Source organism: Saccharothrix carnea, from assembly GCF_003014735.1.
Classification (GTDB): domain Bacteria; phylum Actinomycetota; class Actinomycetes; order Mycobacteriales; family Pseudonocardiaceae; genus Actinosynnema; species Actinosynnema carneum.
The window spans coordinates 339,255-365,040 of record NZ_PYAX01000008.1 but is presented as its reverse complement, the minus strand read 5'-3'; the positions used below and the strand labels follow the sequence as shown (position 1 = coordinate 365,040).

The following is a 25,786-nucleotide window of genomic DNA, read 5'->3' as shown; positions in this document are numbered from 1 at the left end:
CTCGTCCGCCATCGACCCGGATTCCTGATGTAACGGAATTCCGCGGCACCCTCCCGCACTAGCCCATCCGTACCACTCACCGAGACTACCAGCGCCAACAATCGCGCTGTCCATAGTCCGTATAGGTGACGACCCAAGTCTGTCGGTAGCGGAGCTGAATGTAATGGTGGTAGTACATAACTCGCCGGCGGTTGACTCCGAGCACACCTCCGCAAGCTTCCGGCGACCGACTTTTTGATGTGCGCCGCCGGCAACCGATGGCCTTGATGGACGCACCACGCGTTCCGCCTGGCAGATACGGACAGAGGCGCTACGAGCATTCGAGGTGACCGCAGGTGAACGAACTCCTTGATCGCTTGACGGACATGGTGAAGTCTCTCGAACGGCCGACGCCGAGCGAGCTGATAACAGCGGTCGACCGCGTCGGCGTGACGGTCGCGGAGCTGCGGCCGTACTTGAGCGAACCGGGTCTCTACCCCTATGGCCGGCAGAAGCTGCTCGCCACCGACGAGGTCGAGATCATCGCGATGAACTGGGCGACGCAGAGGCAGTGCAGTCCGCACGACCACGGGTCGTCCTTCGGCGTGATCTCGGTCGTGCAGGGAACGATCTCGCACGACCTCTACACGCTCGACCAGGACGACACCCCGGCCAAGTACCTGTCCAGGGTCGAGAAGGAGGGAACGAACTACTTCGCCGCGCGGGGCATGGTGCACTCGATGGGCAATCCCCTCACTACCCCGGCCGTGACTCTGCACTTCTACGCACCACCGATCACGCGGATGAAGGTGTACGACCTGGAGAACTGCCTGGCGTGCGTCGTCAGCGACGACTGCGGCGCCTGGTGGCCCACGGAGCAGCGCCAGCGGTTGGCCGTCCTGAAGCTCACGAGGAAGACGGGCGATCAGCCTCGGACGACGGGTAGTCGGGTGGTGGACCCTGGTCGGCCAGGCGATCCAGTTCTTCGGTGATCACCCGGTAGAAGTCCGACGACAGCATCACGAGATCCTCGACGACGTGGCACCAGTGCAACTCGGTCAGGTTCCGGGCGATCACCCGCTCCGACGGCCGGTCGATGATTTCCGACCGATAAGTCGAGGGCGACGGGAGGACCCGGGTGTCCGAGTCCTGGAAGAGGAACGCGGGATTGCGCTTCAGGCGTGCCGCGGCCTCCGCCAACTCGGTCAGGCTCCGCACTCTGCGCGGCAGTATCAGCAAGACGTTGTGCGCTTTCACCGTGTTGCCCCACGGGTGGTCGGAGGCGTTGTCGACCACCGCGTGCGCAAGCGTTCTCATGTTGTGGAACAAGTCGATCGCCCGCGCGCGATCGCCGATGTTCGCGGCGACCTCCAGCACGCCGGCCAGCATCTCCAACCGTTCGACGGGCCCGCTGAAAGCACCGACGATCTCGTGGACCTGGTCGATGAGGTCCCCGCGTCGGGCGGCTTCGGCGACCAACGTCAGCGCGTCGATCCGGTGCGTGGAATCGGTGGCGGTGCGTGCGATCATCTCGGCGCGGATGAAGTCGCCGGTGGCCATCACCGCGCGGATCAGTTCGAGGCGCGGGCGCCGCTGCACCGCCACTTCCTCGATCGCGCGAACGGCGCGTTCGGCGTAGTCGAGCATCCCGGCCCCGATCGCGCCTTCGGCGATCGCCGCCCACGCGGCGGACCGCGCGGTGCGATCTCTCAGCGATCGGGCGAGGGATTCGGCTCGCGGGAAGTCGCTGAAGTCCGCCATCGTCCTGATCCACAGCACGGAGCGCTTCTCGTCCTCCGGTCCGATGTCGGCTCGCGCCACCTCCTCGGCGAGGGCCAGCAGCTCGGACGCCTGCTCGACGTCGTCCGCGTCGAGGGCGCTGGCGGCGAGGGAGACCAGCGCGTCGGCGTCCCGGCTGAGCACCACGTTCGCGCGGGCGATCGCGCCCGCCCTGCCGAGCCCTCCCGCGGAGGCCACGGCCACGGCGACGGCCATCATCGCGTCGCTTCGCACCGCGGCGTCGGCGATGTCCCGCGCGACCCGCTCGGCTTCGGCGATCAGGCGGCTCGCGCGGATCCGGTCGCCCGATGCCGCCACGACTCGTGCCATGACGGCCAGCCTGGCGCTGAGCCTCGGGCCGTCCGCGGTCGAGCGGACCACCGCCTCGGCGCGGTCGGCCTCGGTCGCCGCGATGATCTCGATGATCCAGAGCAGGCACCGTTCGTGGTTGTCGACCGGGCCGACCATGTGGGCCAGCCTGAGCGCGCGGTCGACGTCACCGATGATCGCCGCGCCCCTCGCGGCCTCGCCCGCTTCGAGTCCGAACACCCGTTGCTCGTCCGACAGCAGGAGTGCCTCCGCCTCGTCGAGCAGCCGGTACGCGTGGTCCAGGTCCCCCATCTTCGCCGCGGCGATCGCGATGGCCGCCAGTGCCGGTACCCGCCAGCCGATCTGGTCCGGGCGGATCAAGGCGAGTGCCGCGTCGAGCAGGTTCGCCGCGCGTTCCACGTCGCCCGCTTCAGCGGCTCGCACGGCCAGGGACGCCATGGCCAGCGCCCGCTCGGGTTTGTTGCGCACGAGCTGGGTGATCTGCTCGGCCCGGTCGTGGTCACCGATGGCCGAGAACGCGGTCGCCACCGCCCGGAGCGGTGCCGCGCTGACGAACTGGCTGAGCGGACGCGCCAGCACCTCGGCCTGTTGCAGCAGGCCGCCCGCGCGCTCCGCCTCACCCCTCGCACGGACGGCGTCCGCGGTCGACAGCAGTGCCTGGATGCGGTCGACCGGGTCGCGCATCGCGTCGATGATGCACTCCGCGCGGTCGATCGCGCCTACCCTCGCCCAGCCGGCCGGCAGCGTCGACGGGATGCGGCTGTTGCGTTGATAAATGTCGTTGCGGTGGATCGCGAGACGGAGCAGGGAGGTCAAGTCGGGTCGGGGCCGGGCGAGGACGAGGTCCTGCGCCTCCCTGATCTCCGCGAGCGTCGCGGCGTCCCCGCCCGTCAGGGCCAACGCACGGCTCCGTCGGTGGAGATCGGTCGCGCAGGCGACCATCCTGTCCACGTCCCCGGTGGCGGCCAACATCGTGAAGTAGCTGCGCAGCAGGTACTCCGGGGTGCTCAGCGGCCATCGGCGGTCGCGGTAGCCCTCCGCCCAGCGGTGGAGCCGTGACCGGTAGGCGCGCAGCCGCGGTCCGAGCATCTCGACGGCGGTGAGCTGCAGTTGTTCGTGTGCGAGCAGGTGGACGTCGGGTGAGTCGGCCGGCCGGAGCCCCGGTCGGCGGACGAAGCTGCGCCCCGCGGTGGTGCGCAGGTGGTCTTCGATCTCCCACTGCGAGATCCCGCTCAGCTCGGCGAGGTCCGACGTGGTGAGGCCGCCGCCCGCCGCGGTGAGGAGGCCCAGCAGGTCCTGCTCGACGGGTGTGCCCGTGAGCAGGCGCTTGAGGTCTCGCTCCATGACGTGGCGCAGCGCGTGTGCCTTCGGCGAAGGGCTGAGTCGTCGGACGATCGCCGACGTGCGGAGCGGGTGGTGGTCCGGTACGTCGTCGGGGATCGGCGGGTTGGGGCGGGACGCGACGATGACCCGCATACCGGCCGGGGGTACGACCGGGAGCAAGGCCGCGATGCTGTGCGCGTCCGGCGTCCCGTCCACCCCGTGGTCCTCGTCCAGCCCGTCGAGCACGAGGGCGAAGTGCTCTCCCCGGTTCCGGCAGCGTTGCGCCACTTCGGCCAACAGGCCCAAGAGGTGCGCCTCGCGCGTCGACTCGGTCAGCTGTGCCGGGAGCGGCTCCTTCAGCAGTGCGAGGAGTTGATCCAGCAGGTTCTCGACGAAAGCGTGCCTGTCGCTCTGGCCGGCCAAGCGCGCGGTGATGAAGAACGAGACCAGGTTGACGTTCGGTGGTGGGTGCAGGACGAACCACGACAGCAGCGCCGACTTGCCGGCCCACGCGTCGGCGCGCCACCACGTGTACCGGCCCTCGGTCGCGGGCGATGTGCAGAAGTCGGCGAGTTCGGCGAGTTCGGCGTCCCGGTCGATCAGGTCGGCGGGTGCGATGCGTTCCACCTGCGCGAGGTAGTGCACGCCTCCGGGGCTGGCGTTGGTGTTCAGGTACACGTTGCCGTGCAGGGAGCCGACCTGCACCACCGAACCCGCGACGGTGCCGGACACTGCGTTCTCATGCACAGGCCAATGGTCACCTATGTCGGAGCCGACAGGTCCGCACAATGCGTACCTCGATGGTGTGCAATACCGTCTCGGGCCGATTCGATCTGATCAGCGCTTTCCTCATCACGGAGAATTCCCGCTCCGAACGTCCGCACTAGGGACCTGTCGGAGTGATAAGCACCGCGCCGTTCTGCCGATGGCGCCGCATCGGCGATGGATTCCTCCCACCGCGGCGTCAGCCCCCGGACCGGTCGGCCCGCCACCGCGCGACCACGTGCTCGACGTCGAACGGCATCAGGTTCAGCGGCGGGCCGGACATCGGCTTGCGGATGGCGTCCTCGATCCGGGCGTTGATCGCGGCCAGGATGGACCGCACCTCGGCCTCGGTGCGCGCCCGCCCGGCGGCCTCGCGCGCGGCGGCTGCCTCCTTGCGGAGCAGCAACGTCGGAGGCAGCGCCGTGCCCTCTTCGCGGCGCAGCTTCTCCTTCACCCACCACAGCTCGTCGTGCGGCTCGTGCAGCCCGGCCAACGGCTTGCCCGCGCCGGGCAGGTCGTCGAACTCGCCCCGGTCCTGCGCCTCGCGGATCTGCCGCTCGATCCAGGTCTCGAAGCCGACACCGGCCGGTTTGCGCTGGGTCACGACTCACCACCCCCCCACCCAGGCTACCGGCGGTCAGCGGGCCAGGCGGGCGGCCTTGTCCATCAGGTAACGCTGCTCGGGGACGCTGGTGGTGCGGGCGGCGGCCGTGCGGTAGTGCGCCACGGCCCGCGGTGCGTCGCCGGACATCTCGTGCAGGTGGGCCCGGACGGCGTCGACGCGGTAGTGGCCGGGCAGGCGGTCGGCCAGGGCGTCGACCAGCTCCAGGCCCTCCGCCGGGCCGTGCACCATGGCCACCGCGATCGCCCGGTTGAGCGACACCACCGGGTTGCCGGTCATCCGCTCCAGCAGCCCGTACAGGCCCAGGATCTGCGGCCAGTCGGTGTCCTCCGCGCGCCGCGCGTCGTCGTGGAGGGCCGCGATCGACGCCTGGAGCTGGTACTCGCCGATGGCGCCCCGCTCCACCGCCGCCATGATCAGGTCGACGCCCTCCACGATCAGCGCCTGGTCCCACTTCGACCGGTCCTGCTCGGCCAGCGGGACGAGGGCGCCGTCCGGGCCGGTGCGCGCGGGCCTGCGGGCGTCGGTGAGCAGCATCAGCGCCAGCAGGCCCGTGACCTCCGGGTCGGACGGCAGGCGGGCGTGCACGGCCCTGGCCAGCCGGATCGCCTCGCCGGACAGCTCGGTGCGGTGCAGCGAACCGCCGACGCTGCTGGTGTAGCCCTCGTTGAAGATCAGGTACAGCACGTGCAGCACGGACCGCAGCCGGGCCGCGAACTCGTCCGGGCCGGGCAGGGCGAAGTTCGCGCCGCGCAGCTTCTGCTTGGCCCGGCTGATCCGCTGGGCCATGGTCGCCTCGGGCACCAGGAACGCGTTGGCGATCTCCGCCGTGGTCAGCCCGCCCACCGCGCGCAACGTCAGCGCGATCGCGGACGCGGGCGTCAGCTCCGGGTGGCAGCACAGGAACAGCACCACCAGCGTGTCGTCCCGGTCCGCCACGTCGCCGGTCGCCGGTTCGCGGGACACCTCGGCCTCACGGCGGCGGCGCGCGGCCTCGCTGCGGATCAGGTCGGTCATCCTGCGCACGGCGGTCTGCACGAGCCAGCCGCGCGGGTTGTCCGGCACGCCGTCGACGGGCCAGTGCCGTGCGGCGGCCAGCAACGCCTCCTGCACGGCGTCCTCGGCCTGCGCGAAGTCGCCGAACCGGCGCGCGACCGTGCCGAGGACCTGCGGCGCGCACTCGCGCAGCAGGTCCTCGACGGTGCGGTCCACGGGTCAGAGGTCGGAGGTCGTCGTGGGCGCCGACATCACCTCGCGCACCTCGATCGGCTGGCCGATCGGCACGCCGTTCGGACCGGGCGCGGCCGAGGCCTTCGCCGCGATCTCCAGCGCGCGCTCCAGCGTCGTGTCGACCATCCAGTAGCCCGCCAGCAGCTCCTTGGTCTCGGGGAACGGGCCGTCGGTGATGACGGGCGCGCCCGTGCCGGTGAACGTCACCGTCTTGGCCAGCTCCGGGGTCGCCAGGCCCTGGGTGTCGACCAGCTCGCCGTTGTCGGCCAGTTCCCGACCCAGGTCTCGCTGGAACTCGATGTGCGCGGCGATGTCCCCGGGCGCCCACTGGTCCATCGGGAGGTCGCAGTTGGCGGCCGGGCCGTAGTTCATGAGGAGCAGGAACTTCGCCATGTCGGACTCCTAGGTCTTCGTTCGCGCCCATCTTGGCGCGTGCAACCTCCGGACGGAGCCGGCACGGCGTTCTCTACACGGTGGAATGTGACCTGAGTCACGCTCGCGGTTGTGCCTCCCGCTCGGTTCGCGAGGAGGCACAACCGCGAGGTCCGGTCAGGACAGCGCGCAGATCGGCGTCGGCGTCCAGCCCGTCGCGTCACCGGTGCCGGTGAACCCGACCTTGGTCGTCCCGGCCGGCTGGAGGGCGCCGTTCCAGGACGTGTTGGTCACCGTCATCGACGTGCCGCTCTGGACGAACGTGCCGTTCCAGCCCTGGCTGAGGGACATGCCGGGCAGGAACGTGAACCCGACCCGCCAGGTCCGGCTCGGCGTGCCGCCGGAGTTGCGGATGGTGATCTCCACCTGGAACCCGCCCTGCCACTTGTTGACGACCTTGATCTCGACGTCGCACGAGCCGCCGGGGACGGTGGTCGTGGTGGTCGTGGTGGTCGTGGTGGTCGTCGTCGTGGTCGTCGTAGTGGTCGTGGTCGTGGTCGTGGTCGAGGTGGGTGTGGTGCCGTTGAGCGCCGAGACCACCGCCGGGAACCACCGGTTCGCGATCTTGCGATCACCGGACGCGTTCGGGTGAACGCCGTCGTAGGTGTCGCTCGCGGTGGCGAACCCGGTCCACTGGTCGACCACGGTGATCGGCGACTGCGCGGTGGACTTGCCCGCCGCCCAGCCCGGGATCGCCGCGTTCAGGTCGGCCACCCGCTGGGGGCACTCCGCGCAGGCGCTCGCCGCCATCGGGATGATCTTGGCGACGACCACCTTCATGGTCGCGTTGTTGGCCCGCATCTGGTCGACCAGCTTGCCGTAGGCCGCCAGGATGGTCGCGGTCGACCGGTTGCTCCACACGTCGTTGGTCCCGAAGTGCATGAGCACCACGTTCGGGTTGGTGGCGTTCAGCCACCCCACGAGCTGGTTCTGGTCGGCGACCGCGGTGACCAGCGCGCCACCGTGACCCTCGTTCTCGCCGTCGTAGGCGAAGCCGCAACCGTCACCGGCGCGGGTGCCCACGAAGTCGATGTTCGTGTGCCCGGCGGCACGCAGGTCGCGGTCCAGCAGGGCGCGCCAGCAGCCCGGCGACCCGGTGATCGAGTCGCCCAGTGCCATGATCCGCGTCGGCGCGGCGGCCTCGACCGCCTGGCCGGGCGCGGCCACCAGCACACCGACGAGCGTGACCAAAGCGGCGAAGAGCGCCGCGACAGCGGTTTTCCTCGACATCGCGGACTCCTAGGCCGTCGTGCAGGCGGCGCCGTTGAGGGTGAACGCGGTGGGTACCGAGTTCGTGCCGTTCCACGAGCCGATGAAGCCGAAGCTGACCGAGCCGTTCACCGGGATCGCGCCGGTGTAGGACACGTTGGTCGCGCTCAGCGTGGCGCCGGACTGGGTCGTGGTGGCGCCCCAGGACTGGCTGACCGTCTGGCCGTTGGCCCAGGTCCAGCGCAGCGTCCAGCCGTTCACCGCGGCCGTGCCGGTGTTGGCGATCTTGACGTCGCCCTGGAAGCCGCCCTGCCACTGGCCGGCGACCTTGTACGTGACCGCGCAGGACGCGGGGCCGCCGCCGCCGGACTGGGTGGTCACGTTGACCGTGCCGGAGCGGGTGGAGCGGTTGCCCGCCGCGTCCCGCGCGTAGACGGCGAACGTGTAGGTGGTGTTGGCGGACAGGCCTGTGACGGTGGTCGACGTCGTGGCGGAGCTGCCCGCGGCGGTCTCCGTCGTGCCGCTGACGCGCACCACGTCGTAGCCGCTCACGCCGACGTTGTCGGTGGACGCGGTCCACGACAGGGTGGCGCTGGTGGACGTGACGCCGGACGCGGACGGGGTGCCCGGCGCGGACGGCGGGGTGGTGTCCGGACCGGTGCCGCTGTCGTAGACGGTGGCCTGGCGGGAGGTGGCCTTGATGCCGTTCGCGCCGTTGATCGCGCGCTGGCCCCAGCTGGTCAGCTGGGCGGCGTTGAAGCCGGTGACCATGTCCAGGTACTCGACGCCGCCGCCGTTGCCCGACCACGACCACGCCAGGTAGCCCAGCTTGAGCGACTGGGTGGTGGCGAAGATCGTGTCCTCGTCCGGGTTGCCGTCGGAGTGGTCGTTGCCGAACTCGCCGACCACGATCGGCAGCTTCGCCGTGACGAAGCGGTTCAGGTAGTCGTTGATCTCCGCCGCCGTGTCGAACACGCCGTACATGTGGATGGAGAAGACCGTGTTCTTCTGGGGGTCGGCGGCGAACACCGAGGCGGCGTTGTCGCGCATGGTGAAGGCCCAGTCCTGGCCCCAGTTCGGCGCGTCGACCATGATCGTGTGCTGGAAGCCCGCCGCGCGCAGCGACGTGATGGCGTCCTTGGTCGCCTGGGTCCACCCGGTGTAGCCGGTGTTGCCCCACGGCTCGTTGCCGATGTTGAGGATGACGTACTTCTCCTGGCCGGCCATGGCGCTCTGGATGCTCTTCCAGTACTCCACGGCGCGGGCCAGGCTGACCGCGCCGCTCTGCTCCTGGTAGCCGGTGGTGTCGTGCACCTCCAGCACGCAGATGAGCTTGTTGGCCTTGCACTGGCTGATGACGTTGGTGACGTCGGCGGCGTTGTTGAGCGTCCACCGGTCGCCGGAGCTGAGGACCACGCGGACGGTGTTGGCGCCCGTGGCCTTGATGTCCTTGAGCGCCTGGGTGGTGCGGTCGGCGTACCAGGTGTGGGCGTGGTTGACGCCACGCATGACGAAGTCGTTGCCGTTGGCGTCGAGCAGACGCCCGTTGCCGACGGTGAACCCGGCCGCGGCTTGCGCCGGCACCACCGTCAGCAGTGACAGGACCAAGGCGGCGATAGCGGCGCCAACCAAGGCGAATCGCTTGCGCATGGATGTACCTCGCGTTGTTGTCGACGTTGACGTAGCGAGCGCAGGGCAGCGCGCCTGCCCGCGGCAGGCCTCCACACCAAAGCAATTAACCGCTTAAGTGTCAACACTCTGGCACCGCTCCCAACCTTCCCCCACCGCGAGAGTCCAACGCCCAACGCGCGAGAGTCGTACGTTCAGCACCCGAGAGTCCAACCTTCAGCGCGCGAGAGTCCAACGTTCAGGACACCTGAATTCAACGCTCACGCCGCCGACCTGGAGCGTTGGGCGCGGCGGTCCGTGGCTGAGCGTTGAATTCACGGGTCGCGAACGTTGGACTCACGCGGCGCGAACGTCGGACTCTCGAGGTCTGAGCGTTGGACTCACGCGACGTGGAGGTACGACTCTCGCGGGTCAGGCAGGGGGGTGGGCGGTGCTGGAGCGGGGGACCAGTTCGGGGTCCGAGGTCTTCACCTGTTCCGGTGGGGCGCCGTTGATCACGTCCAGCAGGAGGCGCACGGCGGCGGCGCCGCGTTCGGCGATCGGGCGGCGGACCGCCGAGAGGGCCGGGCGGACCAGGCGGCACAGGGCCGAGTCGTCCCAGGCGACCAGGGACAGCTGGTCGGGAACGGCGAGGCCCAGTTCGTGGGCGACGCCCAGGGCGGACACGGCCATGACGTCGTTGTCGAACACGAGGGCGGTGGGCGCGGTGCCGCCGGTCAGCACCCGCCGGGTCACGCGGGCGGCGGCCTCGTCGGAGTAGTCGGCGTGCACGACCCGCGCGTCGGGCAGGTTCAACCGGGCCGCGGCGGTGGTGAACGCGCGCGAACGGGTCTGCGTGTGCACGAACTTCGTCGGCCCCGCGACCCGCACGATGCGCCGGTGCCCGAGCGCCACCAGGTACTCCAGCACCTCCGTCACGGCCAGCTCGTCGTCGGTCCACACGCACGGCAGGTCCGGCACGACCGGCTCACCCAGCACCACGGCGGGCAGCCGCAGCTCCCGCACCAACTCGACCCGGGGATCGTTCTGCACCAGGTCGACCAGCAGCACGCCGTCCACCCGCCGCTCGCCCCACCACCGCCGGTACGCCGCCAGCTCGGCCGCCGAGTTGTCCGTCACCTGGAGCAGCAACGACGTCGGCCCGCCGGCCAGCGCGCCCTGGATCCCGGAGATCAGCTGCATGAAGTACGGCTCGACGCCGATCACCCGCGCCGGCCGGTCCACCACCAGCCCGATCGCGTTGGCCCGACCGTCGCTCAACGACCGCGCCGCGCTGCTGGGCACCCACCCGAGCCGGTCGGCGATGTCCATGATCCGGCGGCGCGTCGGCTCGGAGACGCCCGGCCGGTTGTTCAGCGCGTACGACACCGCGCCGGTGGACACGCCCGCGGCCTTGGCGATGTCCGAGATGGTCGGACGCTTACCACCTACCACCCGCGCCTCCTCGGTCGGTGATCAACGAGTCTAGACCGCCGAACGCACGGTCCGACCCGGTAGGGTAATTAAGCGCTTAACGGATAAGTGAAAGGGGACCGCCGTGCCCTGGTTCGACCTCTCCGAGCGGGAGTTGGCGCTCTACCGGACCGACACCGCCGAGCCGGACAACCTCGACCTGTGGTGGAAGACCCGCCTCGAGGACGCCCGCGCCGCCGCGCTGCCGCCGGTCCTCACCCCGTACGCGGCCGACGCCTACGGGCCGCTCGCGGTCTGGGACGTCGAGTTCTCCGGGTACGGCGGCGACCGCATCCGCGGCTGGTACATCCGCCCGGCGGGCGCCGGTGTCGAGTCATTGCCGACCGTCGTCTGCTACATCGGGTACGGCGGCGGACGCGGCCTGCCCTCGGAGCACGCGCTGCTGCCTTCGGTCGGCTACGCGGTGTTCGTGATGGACACTCGCGGCCAGGGCGGGCGCTGGACGCTGGGCGCCACCCCGGATTCAGGGTTCGCGGGACCCGAGTACCCCGGCGTGATGACGCGCGGCATCGCCGCCCCCGAGACCTACTACGTCACGCGGCTCATGGTGGACGCCGCGCGTGCCGTCGAGGTGGCCGCTTCCCTGGACGGCGTGGACGAGACCCGGATCGCGGTGTCCGGCGGCAGCCAGGGCGGCGGGCTGGCGCTGGCCGCCGCGGCGCTCAACGGCGAGGCGGTGAAGGTCTGCCACGCGGACGTGCCCTTCCTGTGCGACTTCCAGCGCGCCGTCACCATCACCGACTCGGAGCCGTACGCGGAGATCGCCAAGTTCCTGGCCCAGCACGTCGACCTGATCCCGGCCGCGCTCGACACGCTGCGGTACGTCGACGGCGCGCTGCTGGCCAAGCGGATCACCGCGACGTCGCTGCTGAGCGTCGGACTGATGGACGAGGTGTGCCCACCGTCCACTGTGTACGCCGCGTACAACGAGATCACCGCGCCGAAGGAGATGGCGGTGTTCCCGTTCAGCGGCCACACCACGCCCCGGGTGCACGACGAGCGCAAGCTCCGCCACCTGCGCGCTCACCTCTGAAAGTGGCGGGCCGTGAGAGGGCCACCGCCATAGCCCTCTCACGGCCCAGCCCGGTCAGTGGACTCGGCGGCTCTCCGAGGGGCCCAGGTTGCTCGACCTGGGACCTCCTGCGTCCACGACCAGCTCCTGGACCACGACGACGTACCCCTCGGACGGGCCGTTCGGGGTCGCCGTGGCCGGTGCCGCCGGCGCTCCTCGCGCCGGCGGCACCGGCCAGGGCACCAACCTCATGGTCACCTCATCGTGACGTGGTGGTCAGCGGGTCAACGCGCGGTGGCGGTCACCGGGGTCACCAGCACCCGGTCGTGGCCGACCACGCGCGGCTCGCCGGTGACCGGCACCTTGTGCTCCCAGCGGATGTCCTCGCTCGAACAGCCGACCTGCAGCACGACGTCACCGGTCTCGACAACCCGCTTGCCGTCGCGCCCGGTGAACGAGGTGCGGTCGGCGTGCAGCCGGAACGTCACCTCGGTGGCCGCGCCCGCCGCCAGCTCCACCCGCGCGAAGCCGACGAGCTGGCGCACCGGACGGGTCACGCTCGCCACCGGGTCGTGCAGGTACAGCTGCACGACCTCGGCGCCGGACCGGTCGCCGGTGTTGCGCACCAGGCACGACACCTCGACCTCGCCGTCCGCCGGGAACTCCGCGCCCGCGGTGAACCCCGACAGCTCGAACGACGTGTACGACAGGCCGTGCCCGAACGGGTAGGCGGGCGACGGGTCGACCGAGCTGACCCCGCCCGGACCGCCCAGCGGCGGGTGCAGGTAGGTGGTCGGCTGGCCGCCGGAACCGCGCGGCACCTGCACCGGCAGCTTGCCGGACGGGTTGACGCGCCCGCTGATCACGCCCGCGACCGCGCCCGCACCCTCTTCGCCCGGGAAGAAAGCCTGGACGATCGCGGCAGGCCGGTAGGAGCCCAGTGCGTACGGACGGCCGGTCAGCAGCACCAGCACCACCGGGACGTCCAGCGCCAGCAGCTGCTCCAGCAGCTCGCCCTGCACGCCGGGCAGGCTCAGGTCCTCGGCGTCGCAGCCCTCGCCGGACGTGCCGCGGCCGAACAGCCCGGCCCGGTCACCCAGCACGGCCAGCACCACGTCGGCCTCGCGCGCGACCGCGACGGCGTCCTCGATGCCCGACCGGTCGTCGCCGTCGACCTCGCAGCCCTTGGCGCTGGTGACCGCCGCGCCCGGGAACTCCTTGCGCACGGCCTGCAGCATCGTGTCCATCTCGACGCCGAGCGGCACGTCGGGGTGCTGCACGCCCACGTGGTTCGGGAAGGCGTAGCAGCCCATGAGCGCCAGCAGGTCGTCCGCGCACGGGCCGACCACGGCGAGCTTGCCCGCGTCACGCAGCGGCAGCACGTCGGCGGCGTTGTCCAGCAGCACCACGGAGCGCTCGGCCATCGTGCGGGCCAGGTCGCGCAGCGCGGGCGGGTCGAGGTCGACCGGCTCGCCGCGCAGCACCGCGGGCGACTCCGGCTGCCAGCCCTCGTCCAGCAGGCCCAGCTCGCACTTCTGGGTCAGCACGCGGACCACCGCGCGGTCCACCAGCGCCTCGTCCACCTGCCCGGACCGCACCAGCTCGGCCAGCGGCTCGCCGTAGCAGCGCACGCTGGGCAGCTCGACGTCGATGCCGGCGGCCAGGGCCAGCGCCGCGGCCTCACCCGGCGAGCCGGCCACGCCGTGCGCGGTCTCCAGGAACGACACCGCGAAGTAGTCCGCGACCACCACGCCGCCGAAGCCCCACTTGTCCCGCAGCAGGTCGGTGAACAGGGTCGGGTCCGAGCCCGCCGGCACGCCGTCGACCTCGGCGTAGGAGTTCATCACCGAACGGGCGCCGCCCAGCCGCAGCGCCATCTCGAACGGCGGCAGCACCACGTCGGCGAACTCGCGCGGTCCCATGTGCACCGGCGCGTGGTTGCGCCCGCCGCGCGAGGCCGAGTAGCCCGCGAAGTGCTTGAGCGTGGCCACGATCCCGCTGGACTCCAGGCCCTTGGTGTAGGCGGCACCGAGGAGACCGACGAGGTACGGGTCCTCGCCGATGGTCTCCTCGGTGCGTCCCCACCTCGGGTCGCGCGTCACGTCCAGCACCGGGGCCAGGCCCTGGTGCACACCGACGTCGCGCATCACCAGGCCCACCTCGCGTGCCATCCGCTCGACCGTCTCCGGGTCGAACGAGGCGCCCCACGCGAGCGGGATGGGGAACACGGTGGCCTGCCACGCGGTGAACCCGGCCAGGCACTCCTCGTGCGCCATGGCCGGGATGCCGAAGCGGGTGTTGGCGACCAGCTTGCGCTGGGTCTCGGCCAGCACCTTCGCGCCGACCAGCGGGTCGATCGGCCCGGTGCCGAACACGCGGGTCAGCTGGCCGAGGCCGGGCTTGGTCAGCTCGTCCCACGGCGGCAGCGGCTCCGCGAACTCGTGCTGCGCGGGCGCGACCTCCTCACCCTCCGAGATACCCACCCACACGCCCACCAGCTGGGCCAGCTTCTCCTCCAGGGTCAGCTCGGCCAGCAGGGCGGCGACCCGCTCACCGGTCGGCCTTCCGGGATCGGCCCAGGGGTTCAGCACGGCGGCTCCTTCGTTGACGATCGGACGACGAGTTCGGTGGCCAGTTCCACCCGTTCGGTCTCCACGGGGCGACCCGCGATCAGGTCGGCGAGCATGCGGCCCGCGTGGCGGCCCATTTCGGTGAGCGGCTGGCGCACGGTGGTGAGGGCGGGCGAGGACCACACCGCGACCGGCAGGTCGTCGAAACCGACCACGCTCAGGTCGTGCGGCACGGACAGGCCCACGACCCGGGCCGCCTCGATCACGCCCAAGGCCTGCTCGTCGTTGCCGGCGAAGATCGCCGTCGGCCGGTCCGGCAGCGCCAGGAGCTCGGCCGCGCGGCGGAACCCGCCCTCGTGCTTGAAGTCCCCGTGCTTGACCAGCTCGGGGTTGAACGCGATGCCCGCGCGGTCCAGCGCGGCGCGGTAGCCGTCGACCCGCGCGCGGCTGCACAGCATCCCGGCTGGTCCGCCGATGACGCCGACCCGGCGGTGGCCGAGGCGCAGGAGGTGTTCGGTGGCGGCCAGGCCGCCCGCCCAGTTGGTGGCGCCCACGCTGGGCACGTTCGGCTGCGGCAGGTCGACCGGGTCGATGACCACGACGGGGATGCGGGAGTTGGCCAGCACCCGGCGGTCCGCGGCGGTCAGCTGGGAGGTGACCAGGAGCGCGCCCGCGCGCCTGGCCTCGACCAGCGACGCCGCCCAGGACGTGTGCTGACGGGGTTTGTCGGTGGACGACACCACGACGTGCAGTCCGGTGTCGACGACACCACGGATGATCTCCACCGCCCAGGGGCTGTCCAGGGCGGTGAACACGAGGTCGACCAGCAGGTGGCCGGAGGCTCGACGGGACCCCACCGGCACGTAGTCGTACTCGGCGAGCAGCTGCCGCACACGAGCCCTGGTCTCCGCGCCGACGTCGTCCTTCCCGTTGAGGACTTTGGACACCGTCGGGAGAGACACCCCCGCTGCTGCGGCAATCGTGGCCAACGTGGCTCGACGCATGCGCCGATAGTATCGAAACTCGATCGAAACACAAGAGTGACCTCCTGACGTGCAGAAACATCACTGAGACGCGCCGATTGGTGATGCTTGACACCGGTTGGACACGCGCCTAAGGTCTGCGCAAGTCGTGGATGTTTCGAAATATTTCGATGCCACGAACAAATCCGCAGCGTGGCAGAAGGGTGGCGGTCGCATGTCCCGCCGTTCATGGGTGCGTCCCCTCATCGCGATGGGGCTGGTCGCCGTGACAGCAGTGGTGTCCGCGTGTGGCACGTCCGGTCCGGGCGAGACCAACGCAGGTGCCCTGAAGATCTGGGCGCTCGAGGACCCGGTGCTCAACAAGATCGAGAACCTGTCGATCGACTCGTTCAAGGCGGCCGGCGGCAACGCCTCGCTGGAGACGTTCGGCAACGACCCGTACAAGCAGCGGCTCCGGGTCGCCATCGGGTCGCCGCAGGCCCCCGATCTGTTCTTCAACTGGGGCGGCGGCAACCTCAAGGAGTACGTCGACGCGGGCAAGGTCGCCGACCTGACGGCCGTGCTCGAGGAGAACAAGGCCGCCAAGGACGCGTTCATCCCCAGCGTCCTCAACGGCGCGAAGCTCGGTGACAAGTACTACGGCGTGCCGATGCGCGGTATGCAGCCGGTGCTGCTGTTCTTCAACAAGAAGGTCTTCACCGAGGCCGGCGCCCAGCCGCCGACCACGTGGGACGAGCTGCTCACGCTGGTCGACACCTTCAAGGCCAAGGGCATCACGCCGATCGCCCTCGCCGGCACCCAGGCGTGGACCGAGCTGATGTGGGCCGAGTACGTGCTCGACCGCTGGGCCGGTCACGAGGTGTTCCAGAACATCCGGGACAAGGGCCCGGAGGGCTGGAAGGACCCGGCCGTCGTCGAGGCCATGACCAAGCTCAAGGAGCTCATCGACCGCGGCGCGTTCGGCAGCAGCTTCGCCTCCGTCGGCTACGACGCCGGTGGCGCGTCGACCATCCTGGCGCAGGGCAAGGCCGCCATGCACCTCATGGGCACGTGGGAGTACACCAACCAGCTCGACCAGAGCCCGGACTTCGTGAAGAACGGCGACCTGGGCTGGGTGGCGTTCCCGTCGATCCCCGGCGGCAAGGGCGACCCGGGCAACCTGGTCGGCAACGTGAGCAACTTCTACTCGGCGACCCAGGACTCGAAGAGCCTGGACGCGGCGAAGAAGTTCGTCACCACCGAGCTGCACAAGGACTCCTACATCGAGGCGCTGGTCGCCGCCGGTGACGTCCCGCCGGTGGTGGGCGCCGAGGAGAAGCTGAAGAAGTCGCCGAACCCGGAGTACGCGTCGTTCATCTACGAGCTGGTGCTGGACTCGAAGAACTTCCAGCTGTCCTGGGACCAGGACCTGCCCGCCGATGACGCGACGTTCATGCTCACGCAGCTCCAGGAGTTCTTCCTGGGCAAGGTCTCGCCGCAGCAGTTCGTCGACGCGGTGGCCGCGCGCTGATGTCGTCCCAGCGGCCTTCGGCCTGGTATGCCGTGCCGGCGTTCACGTTCTTCGCCCTGTTCGCGGCGTTGCCCATGCTGCTCGTGATCTACCTGAGCTTCACCGCTTGGGACGGGCTGGGCACGCCGGCGCTCAACGGCGGTGAGAACTGGTCCCGGCTGCTCGACGACGCCGAGGCGCGTGCCTCGGTGTGGCGGACCCTGGTGCTGATGGTCGTGTCGTGGCTCGTCCAGACCCCGATCGCGTTGCTGATCGGGGTCTGGGCGGCAGGCAAGCAGCGGTCCCGGGCGGTGCTCAGCTCGATCTTCTTCCTGCCGCTGCTGCTGTCCACGGCCGCCATCGCGTTGTTGTGGCAGGCGCTGCTCGAGCCGAACTTCGGCGCGTTCGTCGGCGGCCCGCTGTTCCTGGGCGACCCCGACATCGCGCTCTACACGGTGGTGCTCGTGATCTCGTGGCAGTTCATCCCGTTCCACACCCTGCTCTACCAGGGCGCGGCACGGGCGGTGCCGCCGTCGCTGTACGAGGCGGCCACCATCGACGGCGCCTCGCGGGTGAGCAAGTTCCTGCACATCACGCTGCCGCAGCTGCGCTACACCGTCGTCACGTCGTCGGTGCTGATGCTGGTCGGCTCGCTGACCACGTTCGACACCGTGCTGATCCTGACCAACGGCGGGCCGGGCACCGCGACCCGCATCCTGCCGCTGCACATGTACATCACCGGTTTCAGCGGGTTCGAGATGGGCTACGCGAGCGCGATCGCGGTCGTGCTGGTCGTGCTCGGCACCGCGCTGTCGCTCGCGGTGATGCGCTGGAGCGGGTTCCGCCAGATGAGCAGCCAGCAGGAGGGGTCGTGAAGTCTCGTCCCAACTGGCCCGCCGGGCTGTTCGCCCTGGTGTGGCTGGCGATCGTCGTCGGACCGCTGCTCTACCTGGTCACGGTATCGCTGCGCACGCGTGCCGAGTACCTCGGCAAGAGCGTGTGGGCGCTGCCGGACGCGTTGACGCCGGACAACTACGTCACCGTGCTGACCGGCGGCTTCGGCCAGTACCTGCTGAACAACGTGATCGTGACCGTCGCGACGGTGGCGATCGTGGTGCTGGTGACGGTGCCCGCCGCGTACGCGGTGGTGCGCAACACCAGCCCGTTCGTGCAGAAGGGGTTCACCCTGCTCCTGATGGGGCTGGCGATCCCCGCGCAGGCCACGATCATCCCGGTGTACCTGATGATCACCCGGATGCAGCTGTACGACACGTTGACCGCGATCATCCTGCCCACGGCGGCGTTCGCGCTGCCGGTGGCGATGCTGGTGCTGGTCAACAGCCTGCGCGACGTGCCGCGTGAGCTGTACGAGGCGCAGGCGATCGACGGTGCCGGACCGATGCGGGTGCTCGTGTCGCTGGTCCTGCCGCTGGCCCGGCCCGCGATCATGACGGTCGTCGTCTACACGGCGCTCAACGCGTGGAACGGGTTCCTGTTCCCCCTGGTGCTCACCCAGTCGGAATCGTCGCGGGTGCTCACCCTGGGGTTGTGGGACTTCCAGGGGCAGTTCGGCACGAACGTGCCCGCGCTGCTCGCCGCCGTGACGCTGTCCGTGCTGCCGATCTTCGTGGTGTACCTGATCGGGCGGCGGTTCCTGCTCAGCGGCCTCACGGCCGGTTTCGGCAAGTAGTCCACTCGCGGCTGGAGGACCGTTCATGCGGGACGTCGCACCCGTTCCGGCCGCGGGTTCCGCTGCCGTCGCACCCGCGGCGGCAGCGGAGCCGACCCTGCGGGAGCTGGCGGCTCGCCACGGACTCGCGTTCGGCACCGCCGTCGACCTGCCGACCTTGGCCGGGGACGCGGAGTACCGGGCGTGGGTGGCGGCGCAGTTCGACACCGTCACCGCCGAGAACGCGATGAAGTGGGACGCGCTGGAGCCCACCCGCGGGCGGTACGAGTGGGGTCCGGCGGACGCTCTGGTCGCGTTCGCGCAGGCCAACGGGCAGCGCGTGCGCGGCCACACGCTGGTCTGGCACAACCAGAACCCGGCGTGGCTGACGGACGTGCCGCCGGACGAGCTGGGCGCGGTGCTGAAGACCCACGTCCAGACCACCGTGCGGCGCTTCAAGGGCCGGATCTGGCAGTGGGACGTGGTGAACGAGGTGTTCGAGGACGACGGGTCGCCGCGCGACACCGTCTGGCTGCGGGCGCTCGGTCCCGGCTACCTCGCGGACGCGTTCCGGTGGGCGCACGAGGCCGACCCCGACGCGCTGCTGTTCTACAACGACTACGAGGTCGAAGAGGTCAACGCCAAGAGCGACGGCGTGTACGACCTCGTGCGCGACCTCCTGCGACAGGGCGTGCCGATCCACGGCGTCGGCCTGCAGGGCCACCTCACGGCCGACCACGCGCCGCTGACGATGCGGGAGAACCTCGGGCGGTTCGACGCCTTGGGCCTGCGCACGGCGGTGACGGAGGCGGACGTGCGGATGGCGCTGCCGGCCGACCCGGTCAAGCTCCAGGCCCAGGCGAACGTGTACCGCACGGCGCTGCGGGCCTGCCTGGTGACGCCGGGCTGCCTGTCGTTCACGGTCTGGGGGTACACGGACAGGTACTCCTGGGTGCCCGGGTGGTTCGAGGGTGACGGTGCGGCCACCATCCTCGACGAGAACTTCGCGCCCAAGCCCGCTCACCGGGCGTTGCGCGAGGACCTCTCGTTCGGCGGCGTCCGCCGCCGGGGCTGACCCGACCTGGCTCGGGCCCGTCACACCTCTCCCAGCGGGCCCGAGCCTCCCCCACGTCCGCGCACGTGTCCGGTACGTCTCAATTCGCCGCCGGACGCCGACTACGTTGCGGTAACCTTAGGGTTGCGCAGCGTCTCAATCACTGGGCGTTCGACAGTTTCGACCCGAACGGCGATTGTTTCGAACGGGTTACGCGCGTCCCAAGTGATGAACAACCCACCGCCGTGAACCCTCGTCCAGCGGCTGGAACTGGGCTGCGCTGCCGTAGACTGCCCCCATGCCGACCAAAGCCGACCCGTCACCCTCGGATGGCACAGCCTCGGGCAAGATCACCATCGCCGCCATCGCGGCGGAGGCCGGGGTCTCGGTTCCGACTGTTTCGAAGGTAATGAACGGTCGCGCGGACGTGGCTCCGCACACCCGGGAACGGGTCGAGGCGATCATCCGGCGGCACGGCTACCAGCGACGGGCGGACGAGCGGTCGCGGCGGTCCAACCTGGTGGAACTGATGTTCCACGAGCTGGAGAGCGCCTGGGCGCTGGAGATCATCCGCGGCGCCGAGCAGGTGGCCGCCGAGCAGGGTCTCGCGCTCGTGCTCTCGGAGTCCCAGGGCAGGCTCACGCCCGGCCACGGCTGGCTCGAAGGCGTCATCGCGCGCAAGCCCCTGGCCGTGATCTCGGTCTTCTCCGACCTCACCTCGCAGCAGCTGGCGAAGCTGCGCGCCCGGGACATCCCGGTCGTCGTGGTCGACCCGATCGGCGAGCCCCAGCTGGAGACGCCCTCCATAGGAGCCACCAACTGGAACGGCGGCCTCACCGCCACCCGCCACCTCATCGAACTCGGCCACCGCCGCATCGCCATGATCGGCGGCCCGGAACGGGTCCTGTGCAGCCGCGCCCGCGTGGACGGCTACCGCGCCGCGCTGGAGACCGCGGGCCTGGCCTTCGACCCCGCCCTGGTCCGCTACGGCGACTTCCACGTCGAGTCCGGCCGCGCCCAGTTCGCGCCGCTGCTCGACCTGCCGGACCCGCCCACGGCCGTCTTCGCCGGGTCGGACCTGCAGGCCCTCGGCGTCTACGAGGCCGCACGCGCCGCCGGTCTGCGCATCCCGGAAGACCTCAGCGTCATCGGCTTCGACGACCTCCCGGTCGCCCAGTGGGTGGGCCCGCCGCTGACCACGGTCCGGCAGCCGCTGCAGGACATGGCCGCGGCGGGCACCCGTCTCGCCATCACGCTGGCACGTGGTGAAGAGCCCGAACACCGCCGAATCGAGCTTGCCACCACGCTGGTGGTGCGTCAGAGCACCGCCGCGCCGCGCTGACGAGCCGCCTCTAGTGGTGGTGGCCCGGCTTCTGAACGTAGGTGCACCCCTCCGCCTCCGCGGGCAGGGTGTGCCCCACGTCCGCACCGGGCACCACCGGTGTGCAACGCAGTTCGTGCAGTCCGAGCAGCTCCAGGCCGAGCGTGCCGCTCAACGCGAAGCCGTTGCCGAACCCGAAGTCCGGGTTGTCCGAGACCTCGCCGCTCGACATCGCGCCCTTCCACGAGTTCTGGAAGTCCGCCAGCTTCTCCCGCTGGAACACCACCAGCCCGAGCCGCTCGTACGGACCCGCCTCGCACGTCGCCCACTCCGCCACGTACGGCGCGTAGAGCTTCGCCCGCAACGGGCCGACGAAATCCGCGAACTCCTCCGCCGTCCGCGGCACCACGTCGTCGCACTGCCCGGTCTTCTCCTCGACCCACTCGCCGACCTCGGCGGAGGTGGCCAGTGGCGGCCCGAGGGCGTTGGCCCCCAGGCCGTTGGAGCCGACCAGGCCGGTGGAGTCGGTCGCCGCCGAGGAGCAGGCGACCGACCCCACCAGGAGCGCGACCAGGGCCGCGCTTCGACCCAACATCAGGCCGCGGCGCAGGCTGCGCCGTTGAGGGCGAACGACGTCGGGTTCGCGGGCGTCCCCTGCGACGTGCCGTTGAACCCGAAGCTCACCGTCTGGCCCGGCTGGATGTTCTGGTTCCAGCTCGCACCCTTCGCGGTCGCCTTGCCCGCCGCGACGGCGACCTCGGCCGACCACGCCTGGCTGATCCCCTGACCCGCGGGGACGTCCCAGGCCAGCTGCCACGCGCTGACCGCGCTGGTGCCCGTGTTCTTCACCGACACGTTCGCGGTGAAGCCGCCGGACCACTGGCTGGGCACGCTGTAGGTCACCGCGCAGGCGCCCGGCGTCGTGCCGCCACCCGTGCTGGTGCGCACCGACACCACCGCGGACGGCGCCGAGGTGTTGCCCGCCGCGTCCCGCGCCACCACGTAGAACTGGTACGCGGTGTCCGCGGTCAGCCCGGTGACGGTCGCCGTGGTGCCGGTGGAGGTCGCGACCGACACGTCGGTGGCGCCCGCCTCCCGGTAGACCGTGTAGCCGCTGACGCCGGTGTTGTCCGAAGCCGCGGCCCAGCTCAACGACACCGAGGTGGCCGTGGCGGTCGCGGTGGGCGTGCCCGGTGCCGTGGGCGCCTGGGTGTCACCGCCGGTGTTGCCGCCGCTGAAGACCACGTCCGAGCAGCTGTAGAACGCCTCGGGGCTGTCGTTGCGCTGCCAGATCGAGTAGATGATGTGGCGGCCGGACTTGTTGGGCAGGGTGCCGGTCCAGGAGTACTCGCCGCTGCCCAGCGGCGGGTTGGTGATGCTGTCGAACGGCACCGGCTCCAGGTCGGACCACTTCAGCGGCTGCGTGACGTCGAAGCCGTCCCGGGTCACGTACTGGTCCCAGCGACCCGGGTGGGGAGCCCAGGCGTTGTACTTGAAGTTGATCCGCGCGCCGGCCTGCAGCGTGGTCACCGGCCAGTCGTTGCGGGCCAGGTTGTAGGCGTCGTACTTGGTGGTGGGCCCGCACAGGTCGCCGTCGGCGATGATCTCGCGGTGCTTGCCGGCCGCCTGGCTGATCAGGTTGCCGTACCAGTCCCACAGCGGCTGCTTGCCACCGAGCTGCACCGCGGCGACGCACGCCGGGTTCGTCGGGTTCAGGTCACCGCCGCCGCCACCGATCCTGCCGTCTTCGTAGCAGGCGTAGGTGCGGCTTGGGGGGTACGTCATCGACCCGTGCGCCACCGCTACGCCGCTCTGGACGAAAACGCTGGTCACACCGACGATACCGAGCGCGGCCACGGCCAACGCCCCAAAGCGCTTGAGTCGCAAGGACCTTCTCCTTCAGATCGACGGTGATCTGTGAAACCACGGACTGGGAGCGCTCCCAGAATTACGATCGCATTACCGGTGACGCCACGTCAACGACCCGTTTCAACTGGTGGCCACCGGGTACCGCTCGACCATGCGGATCGCGGTGGTCGGTCAGATAGCCCGTGACCTGGTCTTGACGGTGCCGGAGGTGCCCGAACCCGGTGGTCGGGCGGTGGTCGGGGAACGTCGCGAAATGCTCGGCGGCAAGGGCTCGAACATCGCGCGGGGCACCAGGCAGCTCGGCGCAACGGCCGCGCTGGTCGGCGTCGTCGGGGACGACCGGGAGGGCCGCCTGCTGGTGGAGCGGCTCGACGCGGACGGCGTAGCGACGACCGCGGTGGTGTGCCGGGAGGGCAGCCGGACGGCCCTGATCGTCGACGTCGTGTGCGACGGGGAGTACCGGTACCTGATGGACATCCCCACGGCGACCCTGGTGACGGCGCAGGACGTGCGGGCCGCCGCGGCGACGCTGGCCGGCGCGGACGCCGTGGTCGTGCAGCTGGAGCAGCCCGCGGAGGCGGCACTGGCGGCGGTCCGCGCCGCGAGCGGGCTGGTCGTGCTGGACGGGGCGCCGGACGGGCGTGCGGCCGAACTGCTGGCCGCGGCCGACGCGGTGCGCGCCGACCACGGCGAGGCGGAGGCGTTGACCGGGCGGTCGATCACGGGGACGGACGCGGCCGTCCGGGCGGGGCGCGAGCTGCTGGCCCGCGGGCCCTCGGTGGTGGCGCTGGAGGTGCCGGGCGAGGCGAACGTGCTGACGTGGGGCGAGGACTCGGCGGTGATCCCGTTGACCGACGAGGAGGTCGTGGACCCGACTGGCGGCGGTGACGCGTTCGTGGCCGCGCTGACGGTGGCGTTGGTGCGCGGTGACGACCCGGAGGACGCGGGCAGGCTGGCCACCGCCGCCGCGGGTCGCGCGGTGCGCCACCCCGGCGGGCGGACGGACCTCACCGGACTGTCACCGGTCCCGTCACGGCACTAGGCGCACGCCAGTGCGGCCAGTCGGCCGAACAGCTCCTCCGCCGACCGGAGGTGGCGCGGTTCCTCGGTGAACATCGCGCGGTGCAGGTAGGCGTAGAAGATCACGGCCGGGCCCTTCGCGAGCACGAACCGGGTCAGCGGGTGCTCGACGCCGGGGCAGTACCCGGCGCTGCGCGGGATCACGCGGACGGTGACGTCGGCGCGGTCGACGACGGTGCCTTCGAGGACGTACACCGTGCTGCGCCGGGGGTCGAGCCGTTCGAAGACCGGGTTGAGGCCCAGCGGCGCGAGGATGTCGATCCGCTCGGCGGTGCGGCACAGCACGTTGATCACGCTCGTCGCCTCGGTGCCCCAGGCGCACCACAGCGTCGGGTCGGGTGTCGGCGACGCGGCGACGCCGTTCTCCAGTTCCCGGATCCGCTCCGCGGACTGCTGCGCGCGGGAGGCGAGTTCGGCCACGGTCAGGCCGTTGGCCTCGCGGACCCGGCGCAGTTCCAGGCCGAGCAGGCGGCTGCGCAGCGCGGGCTTACGTTCCATCAAGTGATCACCTTCGGCGGAGAGGTCTCTGGTGACGAAGCTATCTTGATACTTATCGAAGTGTCGATTCATCAATCGAGTGCCCGGTCGCTACGCTCTGTGTCACTGCGACCACGGATCGACAGGACGAGGGACATGGGCGACGGCCCGATCTCCAGCACGGTGCAGGCGTGGGAACTCGGGCTGAGGCTGCGCGAACACCGGGAGCGGCTCGGGCTCACGGCGGCGGCGGTCGGCAAGACGACCGGCATCGGCGGCACGAACCTGTCCGCGATCGAGTCCGGCAAGCGCCGTCTCACGGCGGCGAAGCTCGGTGACCTCGCCGACGCGTACGAGCTGCCGGACGACGAGCGCGCCGACCTCGAAGCGCTGCGGGCGCAGACCGAGCGGCGCGAATGGTGGTACGACTACGCCCGTCTCTACTCCGACGACTTCCTGCGGTTGCTGGGCTTGGAAGCGGGCGCGGAGAAGGTCTGCGAGTACGCGCCCGACCTCATCCCCGGGTTGCTCCAGACCGCCGACTACGCGAGGGCCGTGATGCGGGCCGGAACTCCTTACATCCGGCCGGTCGACGTCGGCCCGCGACTGGAAACCCGGCTGGCGCGCCAGGTCCGGCTGGCGGCCGACGACCCGTTGCGGCTCGACGTCGTGCTCGGTGAAGCCGCATTGCGGCAGCGGGTGGGCGATCCCGGCGTCATGCAAGGACAACTGGCCCACGTGCTGGAAGTCCTGGACCGGATGGGTGATCACGTCCGCGTCCGCGTCATCCCGTTCAAGGCCGGGGCGCACCCGCTGCTCGGCGCCGCGTTGAAGATCCTTTCCTTTCGTTCCAACAGGCTCGGCGATGTGATGTACCAGGAGACCGCGATCAGCGGTGTCATCATCGACAAGCGTCAAGTGATACTCGAATCGACGGCGAGCTTCGCGGACACGTTCGACCGAGCGCTCGACGACCGCGACTCGCGCGAGTTCATCGACGCGGTCTACCACGAGATGGAGCGGTACTGATGCCCAACACCCCCTCGGCCTGGTTCAAGAGCAGCTTCAGCACGGCGTCGGGTGATTGCGTCGAGGTCCGGTTCGACGGTGACGTGGTCCTGGTGCGGGACACCAAGGACCGGGGAAGCGGCCCGGTGATCACCCTCGACGCGGTGCGGTGGGACGGCTTCCTCGGGCAGCTGCGGGCGGGTTCGGTCGACGCGGACGGCGTGTTGGCGGTCCTGCCCGCCCCGAGCGGCGGCGTGATCCTCCGCGCCCGCCACGATGGCACCGCGTTGCGCTACACGCGCGGGGAATGGGAGATGTTCCTGCGCGGCGTTCGCGCGGGCGAGTTCACGCACTCCGCCGCCGTCGCCTGAACCGGCGGGAAGAGGACCCCTTATGGACGAGCGCCGGCGGGTTCCGTAACCTGTCCGAGACCTGGGCGGGGGTGACCCGTTCGGGCCCCACCCGGCTCAAGGAGGATTGCGC

22 protein-coding genes are annotated in these 25,786 nt (G+C 70.6%); 10 read left to right on the top strand and 12 right to left on the bottom strand.

The features are described 5' to 3' along the window. Positions 1-365 precede the first annotated feature (365 nt). On the top strand, positions 366-971 hold the full coding sequence (locus B0I31_RS25300; RefSeq protein ID WP_146173928.1) for a cysteine dioxygenase: 606 nt from the start codon (positions 366-368) through the stop codon (positions 969-971). Here the strand turns inward: B0I31_RS25300 and B0I31_RS25295 are convergent. The 7 genes from B0I31_RS25295 to B0I31_RS25265 form a co-directional block, all read right to left on the bottom strand. Further along, the gene (locus tag B0I31_RS25295; protein WP_146173927.1) at positions 886-4,158 is read right to left on the bottom strand and encodes a hypothetical protein; all 3,273 of its coding nucleotides are present in this window, start codon (positions 4,156-4,158) and stop codon (positions 886-888) included. The genes B0I31_RS25300 and B0I31_RS25295 overlap by 86 nt on opposite strands. A 217-nt stretch (positions 4,159-4,375) precedes the next feature. Next, positions 4,376-4,780, bottom strand: coding sequence for a DnaJ family domain-containing protein (locus B0I31_RS25290; protein WP_106617850.1), 405 nt, complete (start codon positions 4,778-4,780; stop codon positions 4,376-4,378). A gap of 33 nt (positions 4,781-4,813) precedes the next feature. Next, positions 4,814-6,010 carry an RNA polymerase sigma factor gene (locus tag B0I31_RS25285; protein ID WP_106617849.1) on the bottom strand — a complete coding sequence of 399 codons (1,197 nt, stop codon included), beginning with the start codon at positions 6,008-6,010 and terminating at the stop codon, positions 4,814-4,816. Between the two features lie 3 nt (positions 6,011-6,013). Next, positions 6,014-6,421, bottom strand: a complete 408-nt coding sequence (locus B0I31_RS25280) for a YciI family protein (RefSeq protein WP_106617848.1) — start codon at positions 6,419-6,421, stop codon at positions 6,014-6,016. Positions 6,422-6,577: 156 nt separating this feature from the next. Further along, positions 6,578-7,690 carry a cellulose binding domain-containing protein gene (locus B0I31_RS25275; protein ID WP_106617847.1) on the bottom strand — a complete coding sequence of 371 codons (1,113 nt, stop codon included), beginning with the start codon at positions 7,688-7,690 and terminating at the stop codon, positions 6,578-6,580. A 9-nt stretch (positions 7,691-7,699) separates the two neighbouring features. Next, on the bottom strand, positions 7,700-9,319 hold the full coding sequence (locus B0I31_RS25270) for a cellulase family glycosylhydrolase (RefSeq protein ID WP_106617846.1): 1,620 nt from the start codon (positions 9,317-9,319) through the stop codon (positions 7,700-7,702). 390 nt (positions 9,320-9,709) lie between these two features. Then, positions 9,710-10,732 (bottom strand): LacI family DNA-binding transcriptional regulator, encoded by a 1,023-nt coding sequence (locus B0I31_RS25265; protein ID WP_106617845.1) that lies wholly within the window; start codon positions 10,730-10,732, stop codon positions 9,710-9,712. A gap of 103 nt (positions 10,733-10,835) precedes the next feature. On the opposite strand from B0I31_RS25265, the gene B0I31_RS25260 reads away from it, so the two are divergent. After that, positions 10,836-11,804 (top strand): acetylxylan esterase, encoded by a 969-nt coding sequence (locus B0I31_RS25260; protein ID WP_106617844.1) that lies wholly within the window; start codon positions 10,836-10,838, stop codon positions 11,802-11,804. Positions 11,805-12,067: 263 nt separating this feature from the next. Here the strand turns inward: B0I31_RS25260 and B0I31_RS25255 are convergent, their stop codons facing one another. Together B0I31_RS25255 and B0I31_RS25250 are read right to left on the bottom strand one after the other, a co-directional pair. After that, on the bottom strand, positions 12,068-14,374 hold the full coding sequence (locus B0I31_RS25255; RefSeq protein WP_106617843.1) for a beta-xylosidase/alpha-l-arabinosidase: 2,307 nt from the start codon (positions 14,372-14,374) through the stop codon (positions 12,068-12,070). Further along, positions 14,368-15,357, bottom strand: coding sequence for a LacI family DNA-binding transcriptional regulator (locus tag B0I31_RS25250; protein WP_053716050.1), 990 nt, complete (start codon positions 15,355-15,357; stop codon positions 14,368-14,370). The genes B0I31_RS25255 and B0I31_RS25250 overlap by 7 nt, the downstream gene beginning before the upstream one ends. Before the next feature lie 193 nt (positions 15,358-15,550). Here B0I31_RS25250 and B0I31_RS25245 point away from each other — a divergent pair, with 193 nt between their 5' ends. From B0I31_RS25245 to B0I31_RS25225, 5 genes are all read left to right on the top strand, one after another. Further along, positions 15,551-16,846, top strand: a complete 1,296-nt coding sequence (locus tag B0I31_RS25245) for an extracellular solute-binding protein (RefSeq protein ID WP_219910774.1) — start codon at positions 15,551-15,553, stop codon at positions 16,844-16,846. Next, positions 16,846-17,700 carry a carbohydrate ABC transporter permease gene (locus tag B0I31_RS25240; protein WP_106617841.1) on the top strand — a complete coding sequence of 285 codons (855 nt, stop codon included), beginning with the start codon at positions 16,846-16,848 and terminating at the stop codon, positions 17,698-17,700. Before B0I31_RS25245 ends, B0I31_RS25240 begins: the two co-directional genes overlap by 1 nt. Beyond that, complete coding sequence (locus tag B0I31_RS25235) at positions 17,697-18,515, top strand: carbohydrate ABC transporter permease (RefSeq protein ID WP_106617840.1); 819 nt, start codon at positions 17,697-17,699, stop codon at positions 18,513-18,515. Before B0I31_RS25240 ends, B0I31_RS25235 begins: the two co-directional genes overlap by 4 nt. A gap of 25 nt (positions 18,516-18,540) precedes the next feature. Beyond that, complete coding sequence (locus B0I31_RS25230) at positions 18,541-19,569, top strand: endo-1,4-beta-xylanase (RefSeq protein WP_106617839.1); 1,029 nt, start codon at positions 18,541-18,543, stop codon at positions 19,567-19,569. 277 nt (positions 19,570-19,846) lie between these two features. Further along, a complete protein-coding gene (locus B0I31_RS25225; RefSeq protein WP_073892561.1) occupies positions 19,847-20,890 on the top strand; it encodes a LacI family DNA-binding transcriptional regulator in 1,044 nt (347 codons plus the stop codon). 10 nt (positions 20,891-20,900) lie between these two features. On the opposite strand, the gene B0I31_RS25220 is transcribed toward B0I31_RS25225, so the two are convergent. Next, positions 20,901-21,464, bottom strand: coding sequence for a hypothetical protein (locus B0I31_RS25220; protein ID WP_106617838.1), 564 nt, complete (start codon positions 21,462-21,464; stop codon positions 20,901-20,903). Continuing rightward, complete coding sequence (locus B0I31_RS25215) at positions 21,464-22,756, bottom strand: lytic polysaccharide monooxygenase (protein ID WP_106617837.1); 1,293 nt, start codon at positions 22,754-22,756, stop codon at positions 21,464-21,466. The genes B0I31_RS25220 and B0I31_RS25215 overlap by 1 nt, the downstream gene beginning before the upstream one ends. Before the next feature lie 133 nt (positions 22,757-22,889). Between B0I31_RS25215 and B0I31_RS25210 the strand changes: the two genes are divergently transcribed. After that, positions 22,890-23,780, top strand: a complete 891-nt coding sequence (locus B0I31_RS25210; protein ID WP_106617945.1) for a PfkB family carbohydrate kinase — start codon at positions 22,890-22,892, stop codon at positions 23,778-23,780. Here B0I31_RS25210 and B0I31_RS25205 read toward each other — a convergent pair. Then, a complete protein-coding gene (locus B0I31_RS25205) occupies positions 23,777-24,316 on the bottom strand; it encodes a Scr1 family TA system antitoxin-like transcriptional regulator (protein WP_181320346.1) in 540 nt (179 codons plus the stop codon). The genes B0I31_RS25210 and B0I31_RS25205 overlap by 4 nt on opposite strands. A 135-nt stretch (positions 24,317-24,451) precedes the next feature. Between B0I31_RS25205 and B0I31_RS25200 the strand changes: the two genes are divergently transcribed. Then, on the top strand, positions 24,452-25,324 hold the full coding sequence (locus B0I31_RS25200; RefSeq protein WP_106617835.1) for a helix-turn-helix domain-containing protein: 873 nt from the start codon (positions 24,452-24,454) through the stop codon (positions 25,322-25,324). Beyond that, positions 25,324-25,674 carry a DUF397 domain-containing protein gene (locus tag B0I31_RS25195; RefSeq protein ID WP_106617834.1) on the top strand — a complete coding sequence of 117 codons (351 nt, stop codon included), beginning with the start codon at positions 25,324-25,326 and terminating at the stop codon, positions 25,672-25,674. The genes B0I31_RS25200 and B0I31_RS25195 overlap by 1 nt, the downstream gene beginning before the upstream one ends. The last annotated feature ends 112 nt before the right edge of the window (positions 25,675-25,786 follow it).